This is a genomic window from Pseudoalteromonas sp. MMG033 (assembly GCF_057197785.1).
This window is the reverse complement of the sequence record NZ_CM170070.1, coordinates 1,013,112-1,034,645: the sequence shown is the minus strand read 5'-3', so window position 1 is coordinate 1,034,645 and position 21,534 is coordinate 1,013,112. Positions and strand designations below refer to the sequence as shown.

Genomic DNA, 21,534 nt, shown 5'->3' with positions numbered 1-21,534 from the left:
GGTAAAATAGTTATTATGAAAAACACTGATAAATCAGGCGTTAGCCCACTAAATACAAGCGATTCGGCGTTTCGCCGCTTCTCCGTTGCACCTATGCTGGATTGGACTGATCGTCACTGCCGAACATTTCATCGCAAGCTGAGTAAACATGCTGTGCTATATACTGAAATGATCACCACTGGCGCAATTATCTATGGTAAAGGTGACTATTTAGCGTTTGGCGACCATGAAATGCCAGTTGCACTGCAACTAGGAGGCTCTGATCCAAAAGCTTTGGCTGAGTGTGCTAAACGCGCTCAAGAATATGGCTATAATGAAGTGAATTTAAATGTTGGCTGTCCTTCGGATAGAGTTCAAAACGGCCGATTTGGTGCTTGCTTGATGGCTGAGCCAAACCTTGTAGCGGAATGTGTTGCGGCAATGAAAGCTGAAGTATCTATCCCAGTAACAGTGAAAACACGCATTGGTATCGATGAGCAAGATTCTTATGAGTTTTTAACAGCCTTGATTGAGGCATCCCATCAAGTTGGATGCGATGATTTTATCATTCATGCAAGAAAAGCTTGGTTGCAGGGGTTAAGCCCAAAAGAGAATAGAGAAATTCCACCGCTTGATTACCCTAGGGTTTACAAGTTAAAGCAAGACTATGCGAACCTACATATTAGTATTAATGGTGGAGTTAAGACGCTAGAAGAGTGTCAGCATCATTTGGAACATTTGGATGGTGTAATGGTCGGTCGAGAAGCCTATAGCAATCCTTTCTTACTTTCACAAGTTGATGAAAAGCTGTATGGAGATGCACCATTTACACAGACTCGTCATGAAGTTGTGCGCAGTATGTATGATTATTTTGAGCAAGAGATGACGCGTGGCGCAAACTTCTGGCACATTGCACGTCATATGTTGGGGATATTCCAAAACCAACCAGGTGCACGAGGCTATAGACGTCATTTGTCCGAAAATGGTCACAAGAAAGACGCAGATATTAGCGTCATGGAAAAAGCACTTACGTTTGTGCCTGAGGTTTAATAACTATATATGACCAAAAAAACAATTTTTTGGTCATATTTACCACATTTTAATCATTCACTTTAGTTGTAAGTGCTACACCTTTCATTAAGCTTCTGTTTTTACTAAGTTTAAATATTTGGCATAGAGTTTGGAACATTAGAGTCATCATATGTTATTAAGGAACATGTTATGGCTTTAATCAACCGCATCGAAGATCTAATTAAATCGGAATTTAACACGTTACTCGGTGATGCCTGCTCTAGTGAGCGCTGTTCGCCGAATATCAATAACGCATCTGCGCGTATCCAGGCGCTCATTATCCAATTAAAAAGGGAAGCTTCGTCAGCCCGCAAACAAGTTGTTAACTATGAGGTGGCTATTGCAGACTGGTATGAAAAAGCACAGTATGCTTTAGAAAAGGGGAGAGAGGATTTGGCGAAGGCAGCTTTAGATGAAAAGTATAACTGCCAAAATAAATTATCTTCATTAAAAACGTATCTTGAAAACGTGTCTCAAGCGTTAAATAAATTGGAGCAGGAGCATATTGCTTTGCAGTCAGTCCAGCAGAGCGATACTCAATATGAAAGCCACAGTCACAACATTAAAGAAGAGTGTTTACGTGCACGCCTTAAACTAAAAAAAGCTTTGCATGGATCCGCCTTGCAAGATTTAGCGTCACATATCTCAGAATGGGAAAGAAAGCTCACGTCAACAGAATCTCCACATGGTCACTCATTTAAGAGTCAAGCACATAAAACATTAGATGAATTGAATCGATTGATTCAACATGAAAGCGTCACGTCCATGATGCAGTCTTTAAAGCGAAAAGTTGCTTCAGTATCGTCAAGTAAGCCGTTGTCTCAATAGGAGAAAGCTATGTATTCACGAAAATATGAGAGTACTTTGAGCCCTCGAGGTAGAAAGAAAATTGCGGGTGTTTGCAGTGAAGTTGCAAAACGCATTGACTTACCTGTTTGGTTAGTTCGCTTATTGTTGGTATTGATGGCATTTAAATTTACTTGGCCTTGCATTATTGGCTACTTCATCGGGTGGCTGTGTTTGCCGGATAAAAAGTAGGGGGCGTGATGAAAACAGTGACTTTATTGTTGTGTGCGTTACTCATTGCACTGGTTTTTTCATGGTTATCTGTTCCCTACACTGCGCTGAGCTTATCAGGCTTATTTCATGAGTTAGGTTGGGTCGGTTTGGAGTTGTTTGGCTTTTTGTTGGTGATAGTTTGTGGAATTGCGATTGTGGCATTACTCAGTGTCGGATTACTGGGGGTCGGGTTAGTCATGCTCATTGGGCTAGTATTGGCATTTTTATTTAACTCCGTCATGATCGCAATTCCTTTACTTATGATACTCGCACTGACTTGGTTGGTATTAGAAAAAGCACCTCAGCAGTGATGCGACTTAAAGCTGATGGCTATAATTTACTGTGAATTCAGTGCTCAAGAGCGGTATAATCATCGTATCTAATACTGTTTAATTCAGAATTAAAGGAATCCAGCCATGCGTAAAGCGTTTGCATTTGTATCTCTGTTGTCGTTATCTTTTTTTGGTGTCGCTCATAATCATCAACATGATGGGCATGACCATCATCAACATCACACAGCGCAAGATTCAGCAAGTCTTCAGGTAAATAAAGCGAAAATTCGTGCTTTTTTGCCTGCTGCGAAATCTACAGCCGGTTATATGACGCTTCACAACAGCACTGCTAAGCCAATTACGATTGTAAGCGCTGAAATAGAAGGGCTGGGCCGTGTTGAAATTCATGAGCATATTCACAGCAACGGCATGATGAAAATGCAGCCTGTAAAAGCGCTGACTGTGCCAGATAAAGGACATGTTGAATTTAAACCAGGTGGTTATCACCTAATGGGTTTTGATCCAAAAGTTAAGCTAAAAGTAGGCGAAACCCGTAAACTCACACTATATTTTTCTGGTGGTGAAAAAGTTGAAAGCACTATTAAAGTTGTTTCTTTAAAAGATGAATTTTCCAATGAGTCACACCATCATCATCATTAGGAGCTAGGATGAAAGAATATAAGGGCAAAGTATTTGCCGCACTGGCTGGTATTGTCGCTTTGGGTTATATACTGGCCGTGTATTGGAGCTTTGAGCCTGAACAGTTTGATGTTGTCGAGCGAGCAAAACTGCGCGCGGATGAGCAACAAACAACGTTGGTGACAGGGTATGTTACAACAAATACGTTAATTGAAGTTATGCAAACTTTATTAGACAAGCCGGGTGGTTATTTGTCTAACGATGTACTGCCTCCTAGCGTTTTAATGGATAACATGCCTGCTTGGGAGTTTGGTGTACTGGAATTGTCGAGAGACTTAGCTTTGTCTATGCGCAAAGACTTTAGTCGCTCACAGTCTCAATCTACCGAGCATCCAAGCTTAAAAAAAGCACAACCTAAATTTAATATAAGCTCTACAGCATGGATCTTACCCAGTGCGGAAAGCGAATACCAAGCAGGTATTCGTTTTTTACAAGAGTACCAAGCGCAAATAGCGAATCAAACGCAAGTTGATAGCCAGTTTTATGCACGTGCAGACAACTTGAGAGGCTGGTTAAAAGAGGCTGAAAAGCGCATGGGTAGCCTGAGTCAAAGGCTCAGTGCCAGTGTTGGGCAAGAACGAATAAATACTGACTTAGCAGGAGACGCGAGTGCTGCTCAGGCGACTGCGGGTAAGCAGCAGTCAGTTGTAAAGACATCGTGGTGGAAAATTGATGATGTTTTTTATGAGTCTCGCGGTGCAACATGGGCATTACTGCACTTTTTGAAGGCTGTAGAACATGATTTTTCCGATGTGTTGGAAAAGAAAAATGCCAAAGTGAGCTTGCAGCAAATTATTCGGGAATTAGAAGCCACTCAGGAAACTGTCTGGAGCCCGGTGATTTTGAATGGTAGTGGCTTTGGTTTTGTAGCTAATCACTCATTAGTGATGGCGAATTATATATCTAGAGCAAATGCAGCTCTAATAGAACTCAGTGAACTTTTAGCGCAAGGATAAAAAAATGAAAAAGTATTGTTTAGCGGCAGCGTTGTCTCTGGCTTGCCTTACACCTGCAGCACATGCTGATACTTTATTAGGTTTATACATAGGAGCCGAAGGGTGGCAAAATGATCCTGAAGGTAGCTTTGCAGAAAAAGGTAATCTTCAGTCATTTGATTTTGAAGATGAGACATTTTCAAGCTTTTACGCTGCACTTGAACACCCGGTTCCACTAGTACCTAATGTTAAACTGAAATACACTGAGCTTGAGCTGGTGGGTAGTACAACTTTAACGGATACGTTTGAGTTTGGTGATAGCAATTTCACAGTCGGTACACAAGCGAATACTGTTGCTGATTTAAATCACATTGATTACATTTTTTACTACGAGTTATTTGATAACGATCTCGTTTCTTTTGATTTTGGTATTAATGCCAAGCAATTTGATGCAGATGTAGTTGTTACTGGTGATGTTAACGGCTCTCAAGTAACTGAAACTGTTGATTTCTCAGGTTTCGTACCATTGGGTTATCTACGAGCAGAAGTAGGACTACCGTTAACCGGACTGAGCGTGTTTGCTGAAGGCAGCTTGCTGGCGATTGATGACAGCAAAATCCAAGATTATCAAATTGGTGTTGCTTGGGAATTTATTGATAACTTAGCCGTAGATGTTGCAGTTAGAGCTGGGTATCGTTCTCTAGTGCTAGAGCTAGATGATATCGATGACTTCGACTCTGATATCGACGCGTCAGGTCCATTTGCGGGCTTACAAGTGCATTTCTAATCCACTTAGCAGCGTACACTGTTTTTTGAATAGCCCTGTAGCGATAATGCGCTGCAGGGCTATTTTGTTTTATGCGCTACTCAAAGGTGAGCGTAAACTCGTCCTCTAAAGTTTTGTTGAGTAGTTGACGGTATGTTTTATTGACAGGTGTATTGATAAGTTTTTTAAGCTCATCCCCCGTTTGTGTGAGTTTATAGTAACTCAAGACCAATTCATTGCTTTTAGCTTCAAAGTTCACTTTTTGGTTTTGATAAACGAGAGTGAGTGACTGACCTTTTTGCAAACTGGATGACTCGATTTCTTGGCGATACATCAGATTGATATCCATCAATGTAAGGATATGCGGGAAGCTTAAACCTGCTTGTGCTAAATTAATTGTTTCGGTACTGCCTTTTCTCAACAAATCTAGTAACGAAGGTTTTTTATAGTACCCAAGAATAATTAGGTAGCTGTCTTCTTTTTCCAAATACCCACACAGTGAGGCACACTTTTGCAGGGCTTCTGCTTCTCGCTGTGTCATTAACTTGAGCGTTTGCAGGCTTTTAATTGAAAATGTTCCCGGTGCAATGGACTCGCCAACAAGTATTTTTGCCCATAGTTTTTGCATTGTTTGATTGGCAATATCTTCAGCTAACGAAATAAAATGTTCTAGCCAATCTGGATCCGGTCTTCCGCGGCTCGTCACATCAGGACAAAGAGATAAAGACATACCCATTACGGCTTCAATATTTTGTTGACGCTGTATTTTTTGAAGTTGCTGCCTTTTTAGGGCTCTTTTGAGGGTGCCGTGCTCACTTTTGACAAAAAAGTTATTTTGCTGATTGAGGCCAGAAGCAAAACGTCCATTTGTGACAGTAGGCTTTGCATGCTTTATCATGGCATAGCCCAGCTTTTCTTCTATGAGCAAAGCTAAACTTGAGCGGGCTTGGGCACTTTTAATCGTCATTATTATCTTGACCCATTGTTTGTAATTGAAGTTGAGAGTTCATTTCATTGATGGCTGTTTGAACTATTTTTTCTAAATAATGCTTGGTAAGTAATGCATTCAAGCCACCAATAATGGGAGAAAGTACTTCCCCGTGGATCACTATCGAGATGAACTGTGTATTCGGTTGAAAATATATACGCATCTTCGCTTGATGTTCTTCATGAAACCGTAAGTGGTATTGCATTTCCAGATCTTTCTTTTCTACCAATGTTGCGTCAACTCTGCCGCCAGAGTGATTAAAAGCAACAAACCCACCTACTTTTTCTTCATTTTGCATCGAGAGTAATTGTATCTTACTTGACTCTAATACATTGATTGCCTGCACCCAATTTTTTGTGGATAGCATGAATTTTATAGCTTGGGGGTGATCTTGAGCAATCCGCTCAGTGACTGTAATTCGGTAGGTTGTGGGTAGTATGTTGACGACGATGAGGCTGATCAGCACACTAAAAGTGATGGCTTTTAAGATTGTTTGAATTACCTGCACTTGATCTCCCTCGACGTTTTATTTGCGTCTTAACTGAGCGCAAGTATTTGAACATCGTCTATAATATTACTTGGGTGTTAATGAATGTAGAACACGATAGTAAAAACCTATCATATTTTATAAGATGAAATATAGAAAAAGCTGCTCTTGCAGAATTGATGTGGTTAAGCATAAGGTGGATGATGGCGTCTGAGCAAGAAGATTTTTTGTTTGCAGATCAAGAGGTTTCCAGTGATACCCAAGAAGATGAAAAGGGCTTTTGGGACGTTTTGGTTGTGGACGATGATCCTGAAATACATTCTGTGACAAAGCTCGCTTTGTCTGGGGTTGAATTTTGGGGAAAAACGTTACGTTTTCATCATGCCTATTCAGGAAAAGAAGCCGTTGCCTCGTTAAAGAACCTGTCTGAAGTATGTGTTTTATTACTTGATGTTGTCATGGAGAGTGATGATGCAGGCTTGAACGTGGTTAAACAAGTTCGTGAAGAGATAGGTAATCATGCGGTGCGGATCATATTACGTACTGGCCAACCTGGGTATGCACCAGAAGAGAAGGTGATCAGAGAGTACGACATTAATGATTATAAAATGAAGACTGAGCTTACCCGAGGTAAGCTGGTGACATCATTGATGACCGCAATTCGTTCTTATCAGCAAATTTGCGAACTAGAACAGCAAAGCGTGGCTTTGGCAAACATATTAGATGCCTCACAGGCTATCCTTGGCCACACAGATATGGTTTCTTTTGGCAAGGCAGTGGTTCAGCAGTTAGCGAAGATCATCGGCGCCCATGAAAGCGGGCTGGTGGCAGGGATCACCAATGGATCTCGCGTCATTATTTTTGGTGGTACAGAACACTACGAAGAATTTATCGGGCAAGGGCTTGAGCAGCTCGATAACGGCAGAGTAATTATGCAAGTGCAAAACTGCTTTGACCGTGAAGTGCACCAACATACAGGCCACGATATTACGTTTTTATTAGAAGGAAAAAGCAGAAAAGCAGCAATTTTTGTTGAGATTGAACAGTCACCGTCGGCTTCTCAGCTGCAATTTGCTGAGATATTTTTGACCAATGTAGGTGTGGGCGTTGACAACATAAAGTTGATCAATGAGTTGCGAGATGTCGCATATAAAGATGCACTTACACGTTTACCCAACAGGGCTCATTTTGTTGATCTCATTGCACAGTTTTATCAACCAGGCAGTGATGATTTAGTGTTTGTGCTGCTGGATATTGCACAGTTTTCTGATATCAACAATGGCTTGGGTCAGGAAGTGGGTAACTTGCTATTGCTTGCGGTGAAAGAACGACTTTGCCTTGAGTTTCCACAAAGTCAGTTATTATCACGTATTGGTGCCGATGTATTTGGCTTATTATTACCAAGTCAGTTGTTTGATGAGCAGGGCTTTGTAGATACCATCACTGTGCCTTATCAAGTGGGTGAGCATGTATTAACCATGCATTTTCATATTGGTGTTTGCCATCAAGCAGACTTTCATCATCTAGGCCTAGAAACACTTAAGTTAGCCTATATAGCGCTGAATCAAGCAAAACAAGCGAATAAGATTTTAGACTGGTACACGCCAGACTTAGAAGAAAAAATGGCATGGCGACTTGGTTTGATCCGCCAACTTAGGCAAGACTTTGAAATGAACAAGCTAGAAGTCTGGTATCAGCCACAGTTTAGTTTAGAGACCAATACAGTGATTGGCTGCGAGGCTTTGTTACGTTGGCCTTCAGGTAACGGCGACTATATTTCTCCAGGCATTTTTGTTCCACTTGCAGAGGACTCTGGACTTATTGTCGATATAGGCCAGTGGGTACTAGAGCAAGCATGTAAGTTACAGCATCAGCTGAGTGCCCAGAACATTGATATTAGCGTGGCGGTGAACGTGTCAGTGCCACAATTCAAAGTGAATAACTACGCTGAGCAAGTAAAAGAGACGATCACCCACTACCAAGTCTCCCCTGAAAAAATAGAATTAGAAGTGACAGAAAGCGTAGTCATGGATGAAGTTAAAACGGTGATTGAGACGTTAGGAGAATTAAAGTCTTTTGGTGTTGAAGTGGCTATTGATGATTTTGGTACGGGGTTTTCATCACTAAGTTATTTACAACAGCTGCCGCTTGCACGCTTAAAAATTGATCGTGCATTTGTTAAAGATATTCCTGATTCAGATAGCGGAGCAATTGCGGACCTGGTAATTTCATTAGGCCGTCATTTGGGTTTGAAAACGATTGCTGAAGGGGTGGAAACGCAGCAACAAGCTGACGTGCTTAAAAAGTTGGGTTGTGATGAAGTACAGGGTTTTTTATTGGCAAAGCCCATGCCTAAAGATGAGTTATTAGTGTTTTTAAATGCCACTGACAGCGATAAATGAATAGCATAAAGTAAATCTTGTTTATGCCTCTAATACACAGATAGCTGTCTCGCATTCCCACCGAAAAAGATGATAACTTTGCCAAAATCGTAATTTTATTCCTTTTTTTAATTTATATTAGATTAATAATTACAGTGATTTAGGTTTTTTAGCTCATACTTTCACCATCTATAGTACGGTATAGCGTGCCGCTGAGGTATAATAGTAACCTTGCAAATTATTTGAGCCGTCACTCTATGAATACATCAAAGGTCTCCGGGTTAAAAGCGGAACGTTCGCTTTTCTCATATCCTAAATACTGGGCTGAATGCTTTGGCCCAGCCCCATTTTTACCAACTTGCCGTGCTGAAATGGATGCTTTAGGGTGGGACAGTTGTGACATCATCATTGTTACAGGTGACGCATATGTCGATCATCCAAGCTTTGGTATGGCGGTAATTGGTCGAGTACTAGAAGCACAGGGATTCAGAGTAGGTATTATTGCACAGCCGGATTGGTCCGATAAAACAGCCTTCGAGTCACTGGGTAAGCCAAACCTATTTTTTGGTGTGACGGCTGGCAATATGGACTCTATGATCAATCGTTATACTGCAGAGAAGCGGATCCGCCATGATGATGCTTATACACCTGGCAATATCGGTGGTAAGCGTCCTGATAGAGCCGTGGTTGTGTATAGCCAACGCTGCCGTGAGGCATATAAAGATGTACCAGTTGTGATTGGTGGTATTGAGGCCAGCTTACGCCGTATTGCACATTATGATTACTGGCAAGAAAAAGTGCGCCGCAGTGTTATCTTTGATGCCAAAGCGGATATCTTGATTTACGGTAATGCTGAGCGCCCACTGGTCGAAGTGGCACATCGTATTGCCAATGGCGAGACCATTGACACAATTCAAGATGTGCGAGGCACCGCGGTTATTCGTAAGACGCCAATTGAAGGTTGGCGAGGCAGTGATTCAACTGCCATCGATAAAGTAGGTAAGATTGACCCTATTCCAAATCCATATGGTGCTGATGATATGGGGTGTAGCAAGTCCGAATTTGCCAAAGCGGGTATCGATTTAAAAAGTGAGGCGGCAAAGCCTATTACGATTCAGCCGCCAAGGTTGAAGCCGTGGGAAAAGGTATATGTAAAGCTGCCGGCTTTTGAGCAAGTGAGTGTGAATAAGCCATTATATGCCCATGCTTCGCGTATCTTGCACCAAGAAACAAACCCAGGGTGTGCCAGAGCGCTATTCCAACGTCATGGCGATCGCTCAGTCTGGGTAAACCCACCTGCATTTCCGCTAGAGACGGAAGAGATGGATCATGTATTTGGACTGCCTTATCAACGTATTCCACACCCTGCTTATGGCGATGACAAGATCCCAGCCTATGACATGATCAAAACCTCAGTCAACATTATGCGGGGCTGCTTTGGGGGCTGTAGTTTCTGCTCTATCACTGAGCATGAAGGTCGAATTATTCAAAGCCGCTCAGAAGAGTCTATCATCGAAGAGATAGAACAGATCAGAGATAAAGTACCGGGCTTTACTGGGGTAATTTCTGACTTAGGCGGCCCGACAGCAAACATGTATAAATTGCGTTGTAAGAGTAAAAAAGCGGAAAGTACCTGTCGTCGTCTATCGTGTGTGTACCCTGATATTTGTAAGCACATGGACACAGATCACACCCCGACAATAGAACTGTATCGCAAAGCACGAGATGTTGAAGGGGTTAAAAAGATCTTGATAGCTTCAGGCGTTCGCTACGACTTGGCGATTGAAGATCCGCGTTATGTCAAAGAGTTGGTATCTCACCATGTTGGTGGCTACTTAAAAATTGCACCTGAGCATACTGAAAGTGGCCCGTTGTCGAAGATGATGAAGCCTGGTATGGGCACCTATGATAAGTTCAAAGAGTTATTTGATAAGTACTCAAAAGAGGCAGGCAAAAAGCAATATTTGATACCTTACTTTATTTCAGCGCATCCAGGCACAACGGATGAAGATATGGTGAATATGGCGCTGTGGTTGAAAGCACATGACTTTAAGTTAGATCAGGTACAAAATTTTTATCCATCGCCTATGGCCAATGCAACCACGATTTACCACACTGAAATGAACTCGTTGCGCAACATCAAAAACAATCATGAGGAAGTGCCGGTACCAAAAGGCGCGCGTCAGCGTCGTCTGCACAAAGCCATTTTACGTTATCATGACCCTGCGGGCTGGCCACAGATCCGTGAAGCGCTGAAAAACATGGGTAAAGCACACTTAATCGGTCGAGGACCTGAGTGCTTGGTGCCTGATGAAAACACGCGAGGTAGACAAGCGGGCTCAGGGCAAAAGCGCGGCAATAAAGCACTGACAAAGCACACTGGGTTTAGCCAGTTCAATCAAGCGAATACGAAACCTAGAGTCGGTAAAAATAAACGCAAGCCGAACAAGAGTAAGCCAACACATCATTAAAATAAAAAAGCCGCTCAGTGCGGCTTTTTTTTATGACGTTGTGCCGTCCTAATTAGCATTGATATCACAACTAGACGGTATCAATCTTCAGGGCGATAGGCTTTGCCTGATGTGATCCACTCAGGTGCAGGCATACCACGTAAGTAGTGGTCAAAGTACTCCATCATGCGCACGGAGAAATCCACTTGATTTGGGAACTGTTTCAAGTGATGTGGTTCACCTTCATATTGTAAGAAGATGGCGTCTTTATTATGGCGTCGCAGTGCTAAGTAGTATTGGATACCTTCTTGCCATGGTACCGCGCCATCTTTGTCTCCAAACATCAGTAGAATCGGCGTATTTACCTTATCTGCAAAAAATACCGGCGAGTTCTCAATGTATAGCTCAGGCGCTTCCGTCAACGTTTTACCAATTCGACTTTGTCCTGTTTCATACTGGAATTGACGAGCAAGGCCTGACTTTAAACGTATGCCGCTATATGCAGAAGTCATGTTGGATACAGGTGCACCAGACACGACGGCTTTGAACATATCTGTTTGTGTCACAGCATAAGCGCTTTGATAGCCGGCCCAAGAGTGACCTTGTAAACCAATTTTATCTTTGTCAGCAACGCCCATATCAATCAGCTTTTGCGTTGCATTGATCAAGGTTTGTGTTGATGATGGTCCCGGCTTGCCAATTTCAAAGCGAATATCTGGTAAAAATACTGCGTAACCGTTGGACGTGAACATTGGGAAATTAGGTCTGTGGTTGAGTTCCATTTTAGGGAAGTCATACATGCGTTGACTCATGTATCGATAGAAATAAATAACCACAGGGAGTTTTTGACCAGGTTTATAATCAGCAGGCTTGATAAGCACACCTTGCAGGTTTTCGCCATTGTAGCCTTTGTATTGGACTAGCTCAGGTTTTTGACCCCAAGCAAATTTACTCACTTGTGGGTTAAGATTTGTAATTTGTTGAGCTTGTGTGAATTGACTATCTGTTTGCCAATAATCAGGGAACTGGTGATAGCTTTGCTGAGTGAAAATCAGCTTATCAGCATGCTTTGCTTTTTTCACCAGATCAAAGCGGGTTTTCCCTTCTAGTACGGTTTCTAGTTTACCGGTTTTAAGACTTAGTTTAGCAACATGTGTTTGCTTATTTTGTAAGTTATGGGCAGATAAGAAGAGCGTATCGTCTTTTGCAAAGCCGACCTGTTTTTTATCTAGTTTGATCACACGATAGCGAGTGTTGGTTTCTTTTCCTGACGTTAAGCGCTTAGCTTTGCCTGTCGCGCTATCAAAAGCCCAGATATCGTATTTACTGTATGCATATAAGGTGCTGCCATCTTGTTGCCATCCAGCAAAGCCATAACCCGGATTTGGTTCTGGGTAATCATGCTGGTCATCCGCGAAAATCGCTTGACGAACAGCTTGGCTGACCGCGTTTTCCTTTTGTTGATGTAAGTCTTTTAGCCAAATTTGGTCGTTAAGAAAATAAGCAGCATGTCGTCCTGTTGGAGACAGTGAAGGCAAGTTTGGCGAGTCTTTAACGATATAGCCTTTTGCACCCGTACTGACTTTGACCGCATAGTAATCGGCATAAAAGCCCTTATACATGATTTTTTCTAGGTAAGGCTGGTCATTTTTACCTAGCAAGAAATCGGCTTCTGTATTGAGGGTGACATCGCGCACCGTTTCATCAGCCAGCTGAACAACCTTTTGCGACTCTATATGATATACCGCTTGGTACTGGCGCTCTCGGTTGGTTTTTTTCCACGTATTTTGCTCGCGGGTCTTAATTTCAGGGTCATTGTTGTGCCAAATTTGCAGCCCAGATTGTTGGCGAATGGTATTAAAGTCTCTCAAAGAAGCGCTATCATCATATTTGAGTTCTCCCAACTTATCGCTCAGCAGTGGGCGATTTTCAAAATAGAGTCGTTCACCTTGCTCTGACCATTCGAGGTTTGCCGTTTTTGAACTATACCAGCCAGCTGGATTTTCTATGGTATTTAGTTTGTCTGTGTTGGCGTCCCAAAGCGTCACTTCGTAGCTGCGACGTCGTTTATCTTCGTTAACATAGTTACCAAGATTGAATGCTACAATGCTTGAATACGGATGCCATGCTATGGCACTGACGGTAACGCCTGGCTCACTAAATAAAGGACTGGTTGTGTTATTGGTTAAGTCTAGATACTGAACTTGATTATTGGCACCAGTTTCATCATGTTGACTGAATAGCACACCATATTCGGCAGGGCTTAGGCCATAGTTAACGACATTATCAAAGCGTTGCATTTGGCTTGTTGATAAATCGACAACTACCAATGTCAGTGGCTTATCTTTTTTATCTGCGGTGATTTTAGGGGCACCAGCGCTTTGCGCTGTGCTATTTGACTCTGCTTTTTTATCTTCGCGATAGGCTAACCAGCGGCCATCATCACTGAGTTGATAGTCTTTGACTTGTTCGAAGTATTGTTGTTTTCCTGTTTGCGTGTTTACAAGTACCAGATTGCTTTTTAATGCTTTTTTTTCTTTTTTACTGGCAGTTTCCAACGCAAGCAAAGTCGGAGTTTGAATAAACGCAGCCCAAGTAGCCGATTTATTCAAATGTGCTTTTGTACCACGTTCAACAGTCGCGAGCAGCTTATTCGTAGCTAGGTTATATACTTGTCCCTGTGCATTTCCTCGATAAGGCTTTGCACTGAATACGAGCACTTTGCCATCTTCAGCTAATTGTGTGCCTTGGGCATATTTGAAGTCAAAAACATCGGAGAATTCGAGTTGGGCTTTGTTGGCCATTACTTGACCAGAAAACAAAGCCGCTGCGATAAGCGAATAAGTATACTTCATGATTCTGTCTATTTTATTTATTGAGTGTGTCTTTGTAACACTTTTAATGCTTAAACAAAATCATGGTGCGTTATGTGGAAGTGAAAAAGCGTTAGAAGCGGTTGGGTACCGCTTCTAGTTACAACCAAATACGTTGTAGTTCTTGCCAATGATTGGTGAAAGTTGCAGTGGGTTTGGCTTTAAAATCACTGCGAACGAATTGATTCATTTTGCCTTCAACATGCGCTAAAAATAAATTGGCGAGTGCCGCTTCATCACTGTTAAATGCTTTGCCTTCTCTGAGCTTTCTTTCTCTTAATACTTGCTTGAATTGTGTTTCAAGTTTTTCGAATAGGCTTTGCACACGCTCTCTTAAACGTTCCTGCTCACCTTGCAGTGCATCACCGGTTAAAATACGTGTGATACCGGGGTTTTTCTCAGAGAAGGTCAGCAGTAAGTGAAGAATGTTATAAATGCGACTTTGCGTATCTTTTTCATTTTCTAAGATGATATTGATCCGCGAAAGTAGCGTGTCTTCTATAAATTCAATTAACCCTTCAAACATTCTCGCTTTGCTTGGAAAATGACGGTATAAAGCGGCTTCAGAAACGCCTACTTCCGCTGCGAGCTTGGCAGTTGTGATCCTTTGACCTGGGCTAGTTTCAAGCATTTGCGCAAGAGATTGAAGAATTTGCTCTTTGCGATTACTGCGTTTAGTCGCTGGCATGAACTTTCCTTTAATAATTATCGTTATTATGGTCTGTATGGTGTATTTTTATTAGGTCCATACTCGATAAAGACCTATGTTAATGTTTTATTCAGCTTCTTTCCAGCCTTTTAACACTAGGTCAACTAAGTTTACTTGCAATTGCTTTAATGACAGTAAGTGCTAACTCTGTTTTGCTAGATGTTGGTAAGGTACGTTGCTCATTTGCCCAAAATAAGGTTAAAGCATTGTTATCTGAGTTAAAACCAAGACCTTCTTGTGAAACATCATTGGCACAAATCATATCTAGGTTTTTATTTTTCAATTTTCCCTGCGCGTATTGTTGGATATCTTGTGTTTCAGCCGCAAAACCAACAGTATAAGGGCGTTTATCCTGTAAAGCCGCCACCGACGCGATAATATCAGGGTTCTTGACTAGGGTAAGTGTCATTTCATCGCCTTGCTTTTTGATTTTTTGCTCAGCAATGTCTGCAGCGCGGTAATCTGCAACGGCGGCACACCCAATGAAGATATCTGACAGCGGTGCTAGTTTGAGCGCAGCGTCATGCATTTCAGTGGCACTGCTAACAGCAGTGAGATTAATATCTTGTAGTGCTGTGATATTAACGGGCCCTGAAATTAAATTGACCGTGGCGCCCAGTGCATGTGCAGCCTGTGCTAAGGCATAGCCCATCTTACCTGAACTATGATTAGTGATATAACGCACGGGATCGAGTGCTTCACGCGTGGGCCCTGCCGTAATGGTTACGGTGCGGCCCTCGAGTAGTTTTGGTACTGGATTGAGTGCTGTAATGCAGTGTGCTAGCAGCTCCATAGGTTCCAGCATTCGTCCTTTACCAACATCACCACATGCTTGCTCTCCACTGCCTGGGCCCCATATAGCCACGCCATAAGTTGATAAGGTTGTTAAGTTTTTTTGTGTCGCTGGGTGTGCATACATTTGCTGGTTCATTGCTGGCGCAATCGCGACTTTAGCAGGCGTAGCAAGCACTAAAGTTGTCAGCAGATCATCAGCAATGCCATTGGCCATCTTAGCGATTGTATTACATGTCGCAGGTGCGATTAATATCAAATCAGCCCATTTGGCAAACTCAATATGCCCCATTGCGGCTTCAGCTTGTGGGTCGAGTAAGGAGTCTGATACGGGCTCACCGGAAACAGCTTGCATGGTTAACGGAGTAATAAAGTGCTTTGCAGAGTCTGTCATCACCACTTTAACTTCGCAATGCTGCTCTTTTAAACGTCTTACAAGTTCTGCGCATTTATATGCAGCGATGCCACCGCTTATTCCCAATACTATTTTTTTGCCAGCTAAGTTCATTTTTACATTTCCACAGCTTAAACTGGGCTAAAGATATCACAGCCGTTAGGTTGTTTTGAATCATACAGTGCATTACTGCGCAAATAAGCTAACTTTGGGCGTTTTTTTTATCAGCTGGCGTGTTAAATAGAGAGCGAAGACTAAGGAATGAGCATCGTTATAAGGAGAGAACATGCAGCTTACCCAATTACCCAAACATATCAGACCAAGGGAGAAATTGCTGAATGAGGGGCCTAATGCGCTCAGTGATGCCGAGCTTTTGGCTATTTTTCTGCGCACCGGTGTAAGTGGCATGAATGCGATTGAACTCGCAGATTCTTTATTGCAACAATGTGAGTCACTGCAGCGTTTATTTAATGCTTCGCAGGCTGAATTTGTCGCGCTAAAAGGAGTGGGGGAGGCTAAATATGTACAATTTCAGGCAGTTTTGGAGCTTTGCAAGCGATATTTAAAAGAAGGATGCAAGCGCGAATATAAGTTTGAAAGCCCGACCATGGTCCACAATTATTTGAGTATTCAATTAAAGGGCTTAGAGCATGAGGTCTTTATGGTGTTATATCTGGATAGCCAGCATCAACTCATTAATGATGAAATACTGTTTCGAGGTACGATTAATTCTGCTTCAGTGTATCCAAGAGAGGTGGTTAAAGCTGCGTTAAGACACAATGCCGCAGCAATTATTTTTGCCCATAATCACCCATCAGGTGTGAGTGAACCAAGCCGTGCAGATAAAATTTTGACAGAGAAACTACAAAAAGCTTTAGCATTAATGGATATCAAAGTCTTAGATCACATCATTGTAGCGGGAAATCGCTGTGTTTCATTTGCCGATATGGGCCTACTATGAGCTTTTATTGAGCATTTTTGTGTCGCAAACCGTTATTTCGCTTAAATTTTATAAAATAGTTTAATTTAAATGCAGTTTTTACTTTCCACAGGGGCCTATGATCATTATAATTGGCCGCTATCAAATTTTACCCATGAGCTGACTAGGATACCATCAGGTCCTTGATCTCTGCCTGCAGATGCTGTATAAAGAGCGCCCTTTGTTTTTACCCGGGGCACACCAGTGTAAGGCCTAAGGGGAAATTAAGCTCGAGCGAAGTTATTGGAGATACATAGACATGTCTAAAGTCTGTCAAGTTACAGGTAAGCGCCCGGTTGTTGGTAACAACCGTTCACACGCGCGCAACGCAACTAAGCGTCGTTTCCTACCTAACCTACAAACACACCGTTTCTGGGTTGAAAGTGAAAAGCGTTTCGTTACTCTACGTACTACTACTAAAGGTATGCGTATTATTGATAAAAAAGGCATCGACGCGGTATTAGTAGATATCCGTGCTCGCGGCGAAAAAGTATAAGGAGCTAAATCATGCGTGATAAGATCCGTTTAGTTTCAACTGCTGGTACTGGTTATTTCTACACTACCGACAAGAACAAGCGTAACATGCCTGAAAAAATGGAGATCAAAAAGTACGATCCTAAAGTACGTAAGCACGTGATCTTCAAAGAAGCAAAAATCAAGTAATTTTTGCTTTAAGATTTGAAAAACCCAGTCTTGTACTGGGTTTTTTGTTGCCTGAATTTTAATCTTTCTGAAGATGAGTCAAAGTGTGAGGGCGTGTATATCACCTTGCATAGGCTTTATCTCAATATATGTAATAGCATCATCATTGATAGTGTATTGATGAATAAAACCATCAGGCTGTGCGAATACACGTTGTTGCTGTTTTGTTTCGATGTTGTAGCGCCAAATACCATCATCCGGTTTATAGTAATAAATATTGCCAGCTAATATTCGCCAATTGAGCCAGTTGATGTTGCTCACATGAGGGATCAATAGCAGTTCTTTACCTTTGTCTATTGTCCAAATCCCACTGACGTGTCGTTTTGTGTAGTAAAGTTGGTTTTGATAATAATATCCGCTATATCCTCCGTTATTTGTAAGTTGTGTATGACTCTGTTTTTTTCGGTCGAATAACCACAGTTGCCACTCTCCTTGCTTATTACTGCCATAAATGATTTGCTCACCGTTATCATGATAGTTCGCCACATATGCCTTGTGTTTAGGGTCAATGACTTGCTTTAAGTCGTGTGTGTTTAAATTAAGTTCAAGCAAGGCACCTTGTTTTTCAAATAGAATCGTCTCTGTTACTGGGTGTGGTTGGTAACGTTTAAAGCCAAACTCAAAAGGCAGAGCAAGTTTTGTTGCTTGGTTATTTCTTATTATCCATAGGTCATGTTGTTGCTCTGTATTAGACACATAAATTAAGTGCCCTTCGTTAGTGCGCTGTGGTAATCGGTTGAGCGCGGCATTGTCAAATAATGACTGGCTTTGCTTGCGTTTGATATGAAACGCTTTCACTTCGGAGCTGACATGGTACTGGCTGTGTATCAGTAGATCCTTTTCTTTAACTTGTGTGATGGCCAAAGATTCAATTGGATAGCTGGTATTTTTGATTCTTTCTATCTGACTGGTATCAATATCAAGTTGATATAGAGAGTGTTGTTCGCTGAAGTAGAGTGCGTCTTCACCAAAGCCCATTGCCGTGATTGCTCCTGCAAACTTTGTCATTTGTATTGTTTTTAACGACTCGCTATTTACAAGGTGAATTTCTGTGAGATCGGGCGCTAGGTAGCGAGCGTACGCAAAGAGCTCTTTTTTTGGGTGTGCAGCTAACAAATAGTCACCTTTCATATCATGATGTTCCGCTGGCAATGAGGCTTGAATGAGCTTTTGACTATTTAGTAAAAACTTAAATATGGTAAATGGACTGGCATTATTTTCCCGGGCTCGTATAAATATTGCTTTGTTATCATGCTGCCAAGCAAGCTTTGGGTTAGCCATATTGCTACAGTCAAAAATATCGACATCAGTTAAGGCATTTACTGTGTGTAATTTAACACTGCATTGCCCCTCTTGCTGAATAACAAAAGCGATGTACTGGCCATCAGCACTCATACTGTGCGATTGGAGTTGTCCTGTTGTAGTGGGTAATAAATGAGTCTGTTGTGTATTTAAATCTTTTAAATATAGGAGCTGGGTACTGTCCGTATGGTTGGTGTTTAGATAAGTGATCTTGCCATTAAAAGAGGCGCTGACTCTTGTCTCTATACCAGCATGGGCAGTGAGCCGCTCTAATTGCAAAGGTGATAGGGTTAGATCATGTCCGCTTAATGGCCATCGAATGGCGTAAAATACGATGGCGATAAAAACGAGTAGACAAATTGAGAACAAAACGACTTGATTGAGTATCTGTTTTTTTTGTGAGACTGATGTTGTTACATCTGCACTAAACACATAGCCGATTTTAGGTTTGGTTTGAATAATGCTGGAATTGGGCTGGAGAGTTTCTAAGTGCTGGCGAAGTTTTGATATGGCTTTGTTAATCGCACTATCTGATACAATACGACCGTCCCAAGCTAAATCTATGAGTGTATCTCGCGTTAGGATTACGTGGTTATTGGCAATGAAGACAGACAGCAATTGAAATGATTTAGCTTCTAAATATACTTGTTCATTGGCTACTGACAAAGTCCTTTGCTGCGTATCAAAGGTAATTCCATTGATGATGTATTTCATTTTTATTATTGATTTTTTTAGATATTTTTTTGGTAAGAAAAAGCTCTTAACTTAGTTTTACTCAGGTTATGACTTCAATGTATCAGCTTCATTATATTCAAGGCAACGAAAATTGGAGCTGTGATTATGAGAGTACAACTAGGTCTTTTTTTAATTATTTTCTTGCTACAAGCGTGTAGTGGCGGTCAGAGTGAGGGGACTAAAACAAGCCCCATAAAGAATACTGAGACCTCAGCCACTGACAAATCATCCATGCGACTGTCTTTGTCTGGTCAACATTATATTGTCGCTTTTCCTCAAGGGGGTATCGACCCCGCTCGAGCATATAAGTTACTACTTGTCTTTCATGGCTCGGGCCAAAGTGAGCAGGGCATGCAGGCAATGACTCAATTAGAAACATTGAGTGATGAATATATAGTTGTGTATCCGAAATCGCAGGAAGTTGAATGGGACGAAGGGTGTGGCTGTAATATCGCGTCACGATTGGGGGCAAAGGATGTCAACTTTGTTGTTCAGTTAGTTGAAAAAATGCATCGTGATTATAATTTACTCGAAGGGGAAAATTACGCAGTAGGATACTCACAAGGCGGATTATTTAGCCAAAATATGCTGTGCAAGCACAGTGAGATTTTTAAGGCTATTGTCAGTGTGGGTGCCCCCATGTCAGCGCAATTAGGACGTACTTGCCAGATCTCAGAACCCACCCATTACATGTTGGTTCAAGGCACTGCCGATAAGGTATTACCTTATACTGGCTATGTAGATAACAACTTTCCTTTGCTGTCTGCACCTGAGGCTATCGAAGTCATTGCTGAGCAAAATGGACTCGATCTAGATTACACTGAGGATCAATACAATACGTCGGTCACTGAACGCGTTTATCAGTCTGAGCAAGGTGTGACGAATAAATTGATCTCTATTCAAGGTGGGGGGCATCAATGGTCATTTTCACACTATGATACCGCAAAGGAAATCTTAGGCTTTTTTACAGAGCATAGCCAATATCCAATAATGGAAGGATCGGCTTTATATACTGTTGACTCAAAAAGGTATCATGTTAGAAGTTTAGGTGATGACACAGCGGCTGGAGATATCGTGATCTTACCTGGCGCTAATCGATTTTTTCACAGTGATTCTGCATGGGCTGCTTTAATTCAGCCTTTGTTGGCAAAGCACAGTCGAGTACATGTAATTGATAGGCTTGGGAGTGCTTGGAGTAGCTCAGGTGATACACCTTCACAGGCTAATTTTGCCGCTGATTTACCAGATTTATTGGCACTACTTGAGATAGAAAAAGTTACACTGCTATCATTTGCGAATGCAAATTTAACGACTTTAATGTATTTAGCCAAGCCCAACCCAGATATTGATATTAACGGGGTTGTCTGGGTCGACCCTGATGTCATTATGGCGCATTCAATCCAACTATATCAGAGTGGTCCTGTTGCAGAGCTTAGAGCATACCCTGAGATATTCTTAGAGTATGTAGCAGCAGGTAATTGGAGCGACAAGAGCAAGGAGAGAATAGCCATAGAGCGAGCTGAGATCGAGTCACTTATCCCTAATATTTATCAAGAAGATATGGATTGGTCCTATTATGATTTGGTGGCAAATCAGCGTACCGATATTGATAAACAAGTGACTCGTATAAAGGAAATGATGAGCTATCATGATGATTTAGAAACGGTCAGTCATTTGAACCTAACATTGAGTGTGCCTGTGAGTATCGTAGATGGTGATTTTGAGCGTCATGATATAGCACTTGCTTCAGAGGACGACAGACCAGCTTTGATAAAATGGCAAGAAGAGGGGAGTTTTTGGAGCCAGTCTTTGGCTAATGACACTGGCGGCCATTATTACCCTTTACAGAATTCCAGCCATCAACTTTTCTTTGAACACCCTGATACGGTGATTGATGCGGTTTTAGTTTTTCATCAAGCCCAGTAGTTATAAATGCGTGGGCATGATGGATATAAAAAACC

Annotated in this window: 19 protein-coding genes; 13 read left to right on the top strand and 6 right to left on the bottom strand. The window is 41.8% G+C overall.

Going from position 1 to position 21,534, the window contains the following annotated elements; translation table 11 throughout:
• Positions 1-15: 15 nt before the first annotated feature.
• The 7 genes from dusA to AC2CZC_RS04815 all read left to right on the top strand — a co-directional run bounded on the left by dusA (position 16) and on the right by AC2CZC_RS04815 (position 4,802).
• On the top strand, positions 16-1,029 hold the full coding sequence (gene dusA / locus AC2CZC_RS04845) for a tRNA dihydrouridine(20/20a) synthase DusA (RefSeq protein WP_484584014.1): 1,014 nt from the start codon (positions 16-18) through the stop codon (positions 1,027-1,029).
• Positions 1,030-1,200: 171 nt separating this feature from the next.
• Entirely contained in the window at positions 1,201-1,878 is a 678-nt protein-coding gene (locus AC2CZC_RS04840; RefSeq protein WP_484584013.1) for a PspA/IM30 family protein, read from the top strand.
• 9 nt (positions 1,879-1,887) lie between these two features.
• On the top strand, positions 1,888-2,088 hold the full coding sequence (locus tag AC2CZC_RS04835) for a PspC domain-containing protein (protein WP_063361323.1): 201 nt from the start codon (positions 1,888-1,890) through the stop codon (positions 2,086-2,088).
• A gap of 8 nt (positions 2,089-2,096) precedes the next feature.
• Positions 2,097-2,420: a hypothetical protein gene (locus AC2CZC_RS04830; RefSeq protein ID WP_484584012.1), complete on the top strand. Its 324-nt coding sequence runs from the start codon at positions 2,097-2,099 to the stop codon at positions 2,418-2,420.
• 105 nt (positions 2,421-2,525) lie between these two features.
• A complete protein-coding gene (locus tag AC2CZC_RS04825) occupies positions 2,526-3,041 on the top strand; it encodes a copper chaperone PCu(A)C (protein WP_484584011.1) in 516 nt (171 codons plus the stop codon).
• A gap of 8 nt (positions 3,042-3,049) precedes the next feature.
• Entirely contained in the window at positions 3,050-4,036 is a 987-nt protein-coding gene (locus AC2CZC_RS04820) for a DUF2333 family protein (protein WP_484584010.1), read from the top strand.
• Between the two features lie 4 nt (positions 4,037-4,040).
• Positions 4,041-4,802: a TIGR04219 family outer membrane beta-barrel protein gene (locus AC2CZC_RS04815; protein WP_484584009.1), complete on the top strand. Its 762-nt coding sequence runs from the start codon at positions 4,041-4,043 to the stop codon at positions 4,800-4,802.
• A gap of 76 nt (positions 4,803-4,878) precedes the next feature.
• On the opposite strand, the gene AC2CZC_RS04810 is transcribed toward AC2CZC_RS04815, so the two are convergent.
• A complete protein-coding gene (locus AC2CZC_RS04810; RefSeq protein WP_484584008.1) occupies positions 4,879-5,748 on the bottom strand; it encodes a TIGR03899 family protein in 870 nt (289 codons plus the stop codon).
• Complete coding sequence (locus AC2CZC_RS04805; RefSeq protein ID WP_484584007.1) at positions 5,738-6,277, bottom strand: hypothetical protein; 540 nt, start codon at positions 6,275-6,277, stop codon at positions 5,738-5,740. The genes AC2CZC_RS04810 and AC2CZC_RS04805 overlap by 11 nt, the downstream gene beginning before the upstream one ends.
• 182 nt (positions 6,278-6,459) lie before the next feature.
• Here AC2CZC_RS04805 and AC2CZC_RS04800 point away from each other — a divergent pair, with 182 nt between their 5' ends.
• Together AC2CZC_RS04800 and AC2CZC_RS04795 are read left to right on the top strand one after the other, a co-directional pair.
• Positions 6,460-8,658: a two-component system response regulator gene (locus tag AC2CZC_RS04800; protein ID WP_484584847.1), complete on the top strand. Its 2,199-nt coding sequence runs from the start codon at positions 6,460-6,462 to the stop codon at positions 8,656-8,658.
• Positions 8,659-8,894: 236 nt separating this feature from the next.
• Positions 8,895-11,108 (top strand): YgiQ family radical SAM protein, encoded by a 2,214-nt coding sequence (locus AC2CZC_RS04795; RefSeq protein WP_484584006.1) that lies wholly within the window; start codon positions 8,895-8,897, stop codon positions 11,106-11,108.
• 80 nt (positions 11,109-11,188) lie between these two features.
• Here AC2CZC_RS04795 and AC2CZC_RS04790 read toward each other — a convergent pair whose 3' ends face one another.
• The 3 genes from AC2CZC_RS04790 to coaBC all read right to left on the bottom strand — a co-directional run bounded on the left by AC2CZC_RS04790 (position 11,189) and on the right by coaBC (position 15,969).
• A complete protein-coding gene (locus tag AC2CZC_RS04790) occupies positions 11,189-13,942 on the bottom strand; it encodes a S9 family peptidase (RefSeq protein ID WP_484584005.1) in 2,754 nt (917 codons plus the stop codon).
• A 118-nt stretch (positions 13,943-14,060) separates the two neighbouring features.
• Positions 14,061-14,648, bottom strand: a complete 588-nt coding sequence (gene slmA / locus AC2CZC_RS04785; RefSeq protein WP_063361333.1) for a nucleoid occlusion factor SlmA — start codon at positions 14,646-14,648, stop codon at positions 14,061-14,063.
• 121 nt (positions 14,649-14,769) lie between these two features.
• Complete coding sequence (coaBC, locus tag AC2CZC_RS04780; RefSeq protein ID WP_484584004.1) at positions 14,770-15,969, bottom strand: bifunctional phosphopantothenoylcysteine decarboxylase/phosphopantothenate--cysteine ligase CoaBC; 1,200 nt, start codon at positions 15,967-15,969, stop codon at positions 14,770-14,772.
• Positions 15,970-16,141: 172 nt separating this feature from the next.
• On the opposite strand from coaBC, the gene radC reads away from it, so the two are divergent.
• The 3 genes from radC to rpmG all read left to right on the top strand — a co-directional run bounded on the left by radC (position 16,142) and on the right by rpmG (position 17,497).
• A complete protein-coding gene (radC, locus tag AC2CZC_RS04775; RefSeq protein WP_484584003.1) occupies positions 16,142-16,816 on the top strand; it encodes a RadC family protein in 675 nt (224 codons plus the stop codon).
• A gap of 277 nt (positions 16,817-17,093) precedes the next feature.
• Positions 17,094-17,330 carry a 50S ribosomal protein L28 gene (gene rpmB, locus AC2CZC_RS04770; protein WP_023397288.1) on the top strand — a complete coding sequence of 79 codons (237 nt, stop codon included), beginning with the start codon at positions 17,094-17,096 and terminating at the stop codon, positions 17,328-17,330.
• 11 nt (positions 17,331-17,341) lie between these two features.
• Positions 17,342-17,497 carry a 50S ribosomal protein L33 gene (gene rpmG / locus AC2CZC_RS04765; RefSeq protein WP_005493124.1) on the top strand — a complete coding sequence of 52 codons (156 nt, stop codon included), beginning with the start codon at positions 17,342-17,344 and terminating at the stop codon, positions 17,495-17,497.
• Between the two features lie 78 nt (positions 17,498-17,575).
• Here rpmG and AC2CZC_RS04760 read toward each other — a convergent pair whose 3' ends face one another.
• On the bottom strand, positions 17,576-19,552 hold the full coding sequence (locus tag AC2CZC_RS04760) for a winged helix-turn-helix domain-containing protein (RefSeq protein ID WP_484584002.1): 1,977 nt from the start codon (positions 19,550-19,552) through the stop codon (positions 17,576-17,578).
• 126 nt (positions 19,553-19,678) lie between these two features.
• Here AC2CZC_RS04760 and AC2CZC_RS04755 point away from each other — a divergent pair, with 126 nt between their 5' ends.
• Entirely contained in the window at positions 19,679-21,499 is a 1,821-nt protein-coding gene (locus AC2CZC_RS04755) for an alpha/beta fold hydrolase (RefSeq protein ID WP_484584001.1), read from the top strand.
• Positions 21,500-21,534 lie beyond the last annotated feature (35 nt).

Bases quoted from the DNA above. Each gene is read 5' to 3' on its own strand.
- AC2CZC_RS04825 (WP_484584011.1), top strand. From the start codon at position 2,526: ATGCGTAAAGCGTTTGCATTTGTATCTCTGTTGTCGTTATCTTTTTTT.
- AC2CZC_RS04815 (WP_484584009.1), top strand. From the start codon at position 4,041: ATGAAAAAGTATTGTTTAGCGGCAGCGTTGTCTCTGGCTTGCCTTACA.
- AC2CZC_RS04760 (WP_484584002.1), bottom strand. From the start codon at position 19,552: ATGAAATACATCATCAATGGAATTACCTTTGATACGCAGCAAAGGACT.
- AC2CZC_RS04800 (WP_484584847.1), top strand. From the start codon at position 6,460: ATGGCGTCTGAGCAAGAAGATTTTTTGTTTGCAGATCAAGAGGTTTCC.
- rpmG (WP_005493124.1), top strand. From the start codon at position 17,342: ATGCGTGATAAGATCCGTTTAGTTTCAACTGCTGGTACTGGTTATTTC.
- AC2CZC_RS04840 (WP_484584013.1), top strand. From the start codon at position 1,201: ATGGCTTTAATCAACCGCATCGAAGATCTAATTAAATCGGAATTTAAC.
- AC2CZC_RS04830 (WP_484584012.1), top strand. From the start codon at position 2,097: ATGAAAACAGTGACTTTATTGTTGTGTGCGTTACTCATTGCACTGGTT.
- coaBC (WP_484584004.1), bottom strand. From the start codon at position 15,969: ATGAACTTAGCTGGCAAAAAAATAGTATTGGGAATAAGCGGTGGCATC.
- AC2CZC_RS04835 (WP_063361323.1), top strand. From the start codon at position 1,888: ATGTATTCACGAAAATATGAGAGTACTTTGAGCCCTCGAGGTAGAAAG.
- AC2CZC_RS04810 (WP_484584008.1), bottom strand. From the start codon at position 5,748: ATGACGATTAAAAGTGCCCAAGCCCGCTCAAGTTTAGCTTTGCTCATA.
- slmA (WP_063361333.1), bottom strand. From the start codon at position 14,648: ATGCCAGCGACTAAACGCAGTAATCGCAAAGAGCAAATTCTTCAATCT.
- dusA (WP_484584014.1), top strand. From the start codon at position 16: ATGAAAAACACTGATAAATCAGGCGTTAGCCCACTAAATACAAGCGAT.
- rpmB (WP_023397288.1), top strand. From the start codon at position 17,094: ATGTCTAAAGTCTGTCAAGTTACAGGTAAGCGCCCGGTTGTTGGTAAC.
- AC2CZC_RS04820 (WP_484584010.1), top strand. From the start codon at position 3,050: ATGAAAGAATATAAGGGCAAAGTATTTGCCGCACTGGCTGGTATTGTC.
- AC2CZC_RS04755 (WP_484584001.1), top strand. From the start codon at position 19,679: ATGAGAGTACAACTAGGTCTTTTTTTAATTATTTTCTTGCTACAAGCG.
- radC (WP_484584003.1), top strand. From the start codon at position 16,142: ATGCAGCTTACCCAATTACCCAAACATATCAGACCAAGGGAGAAATTG.
- AC2CZC_RS04790 (WP_484584005.1), bottom strand. From the start codon at position 13,942: ATGAAGTATACTTATTCGCTTATCGCAGCGGCTTTGTTTTCTGGTCAA.
- AC2CZC_RS04795 (WP_484584006.1), top strand. From the start codon at position 8,895: ATGAATACATCAAAGGTCTCCGGGTTAAAAGCGGAACGTTCGCTTTTC.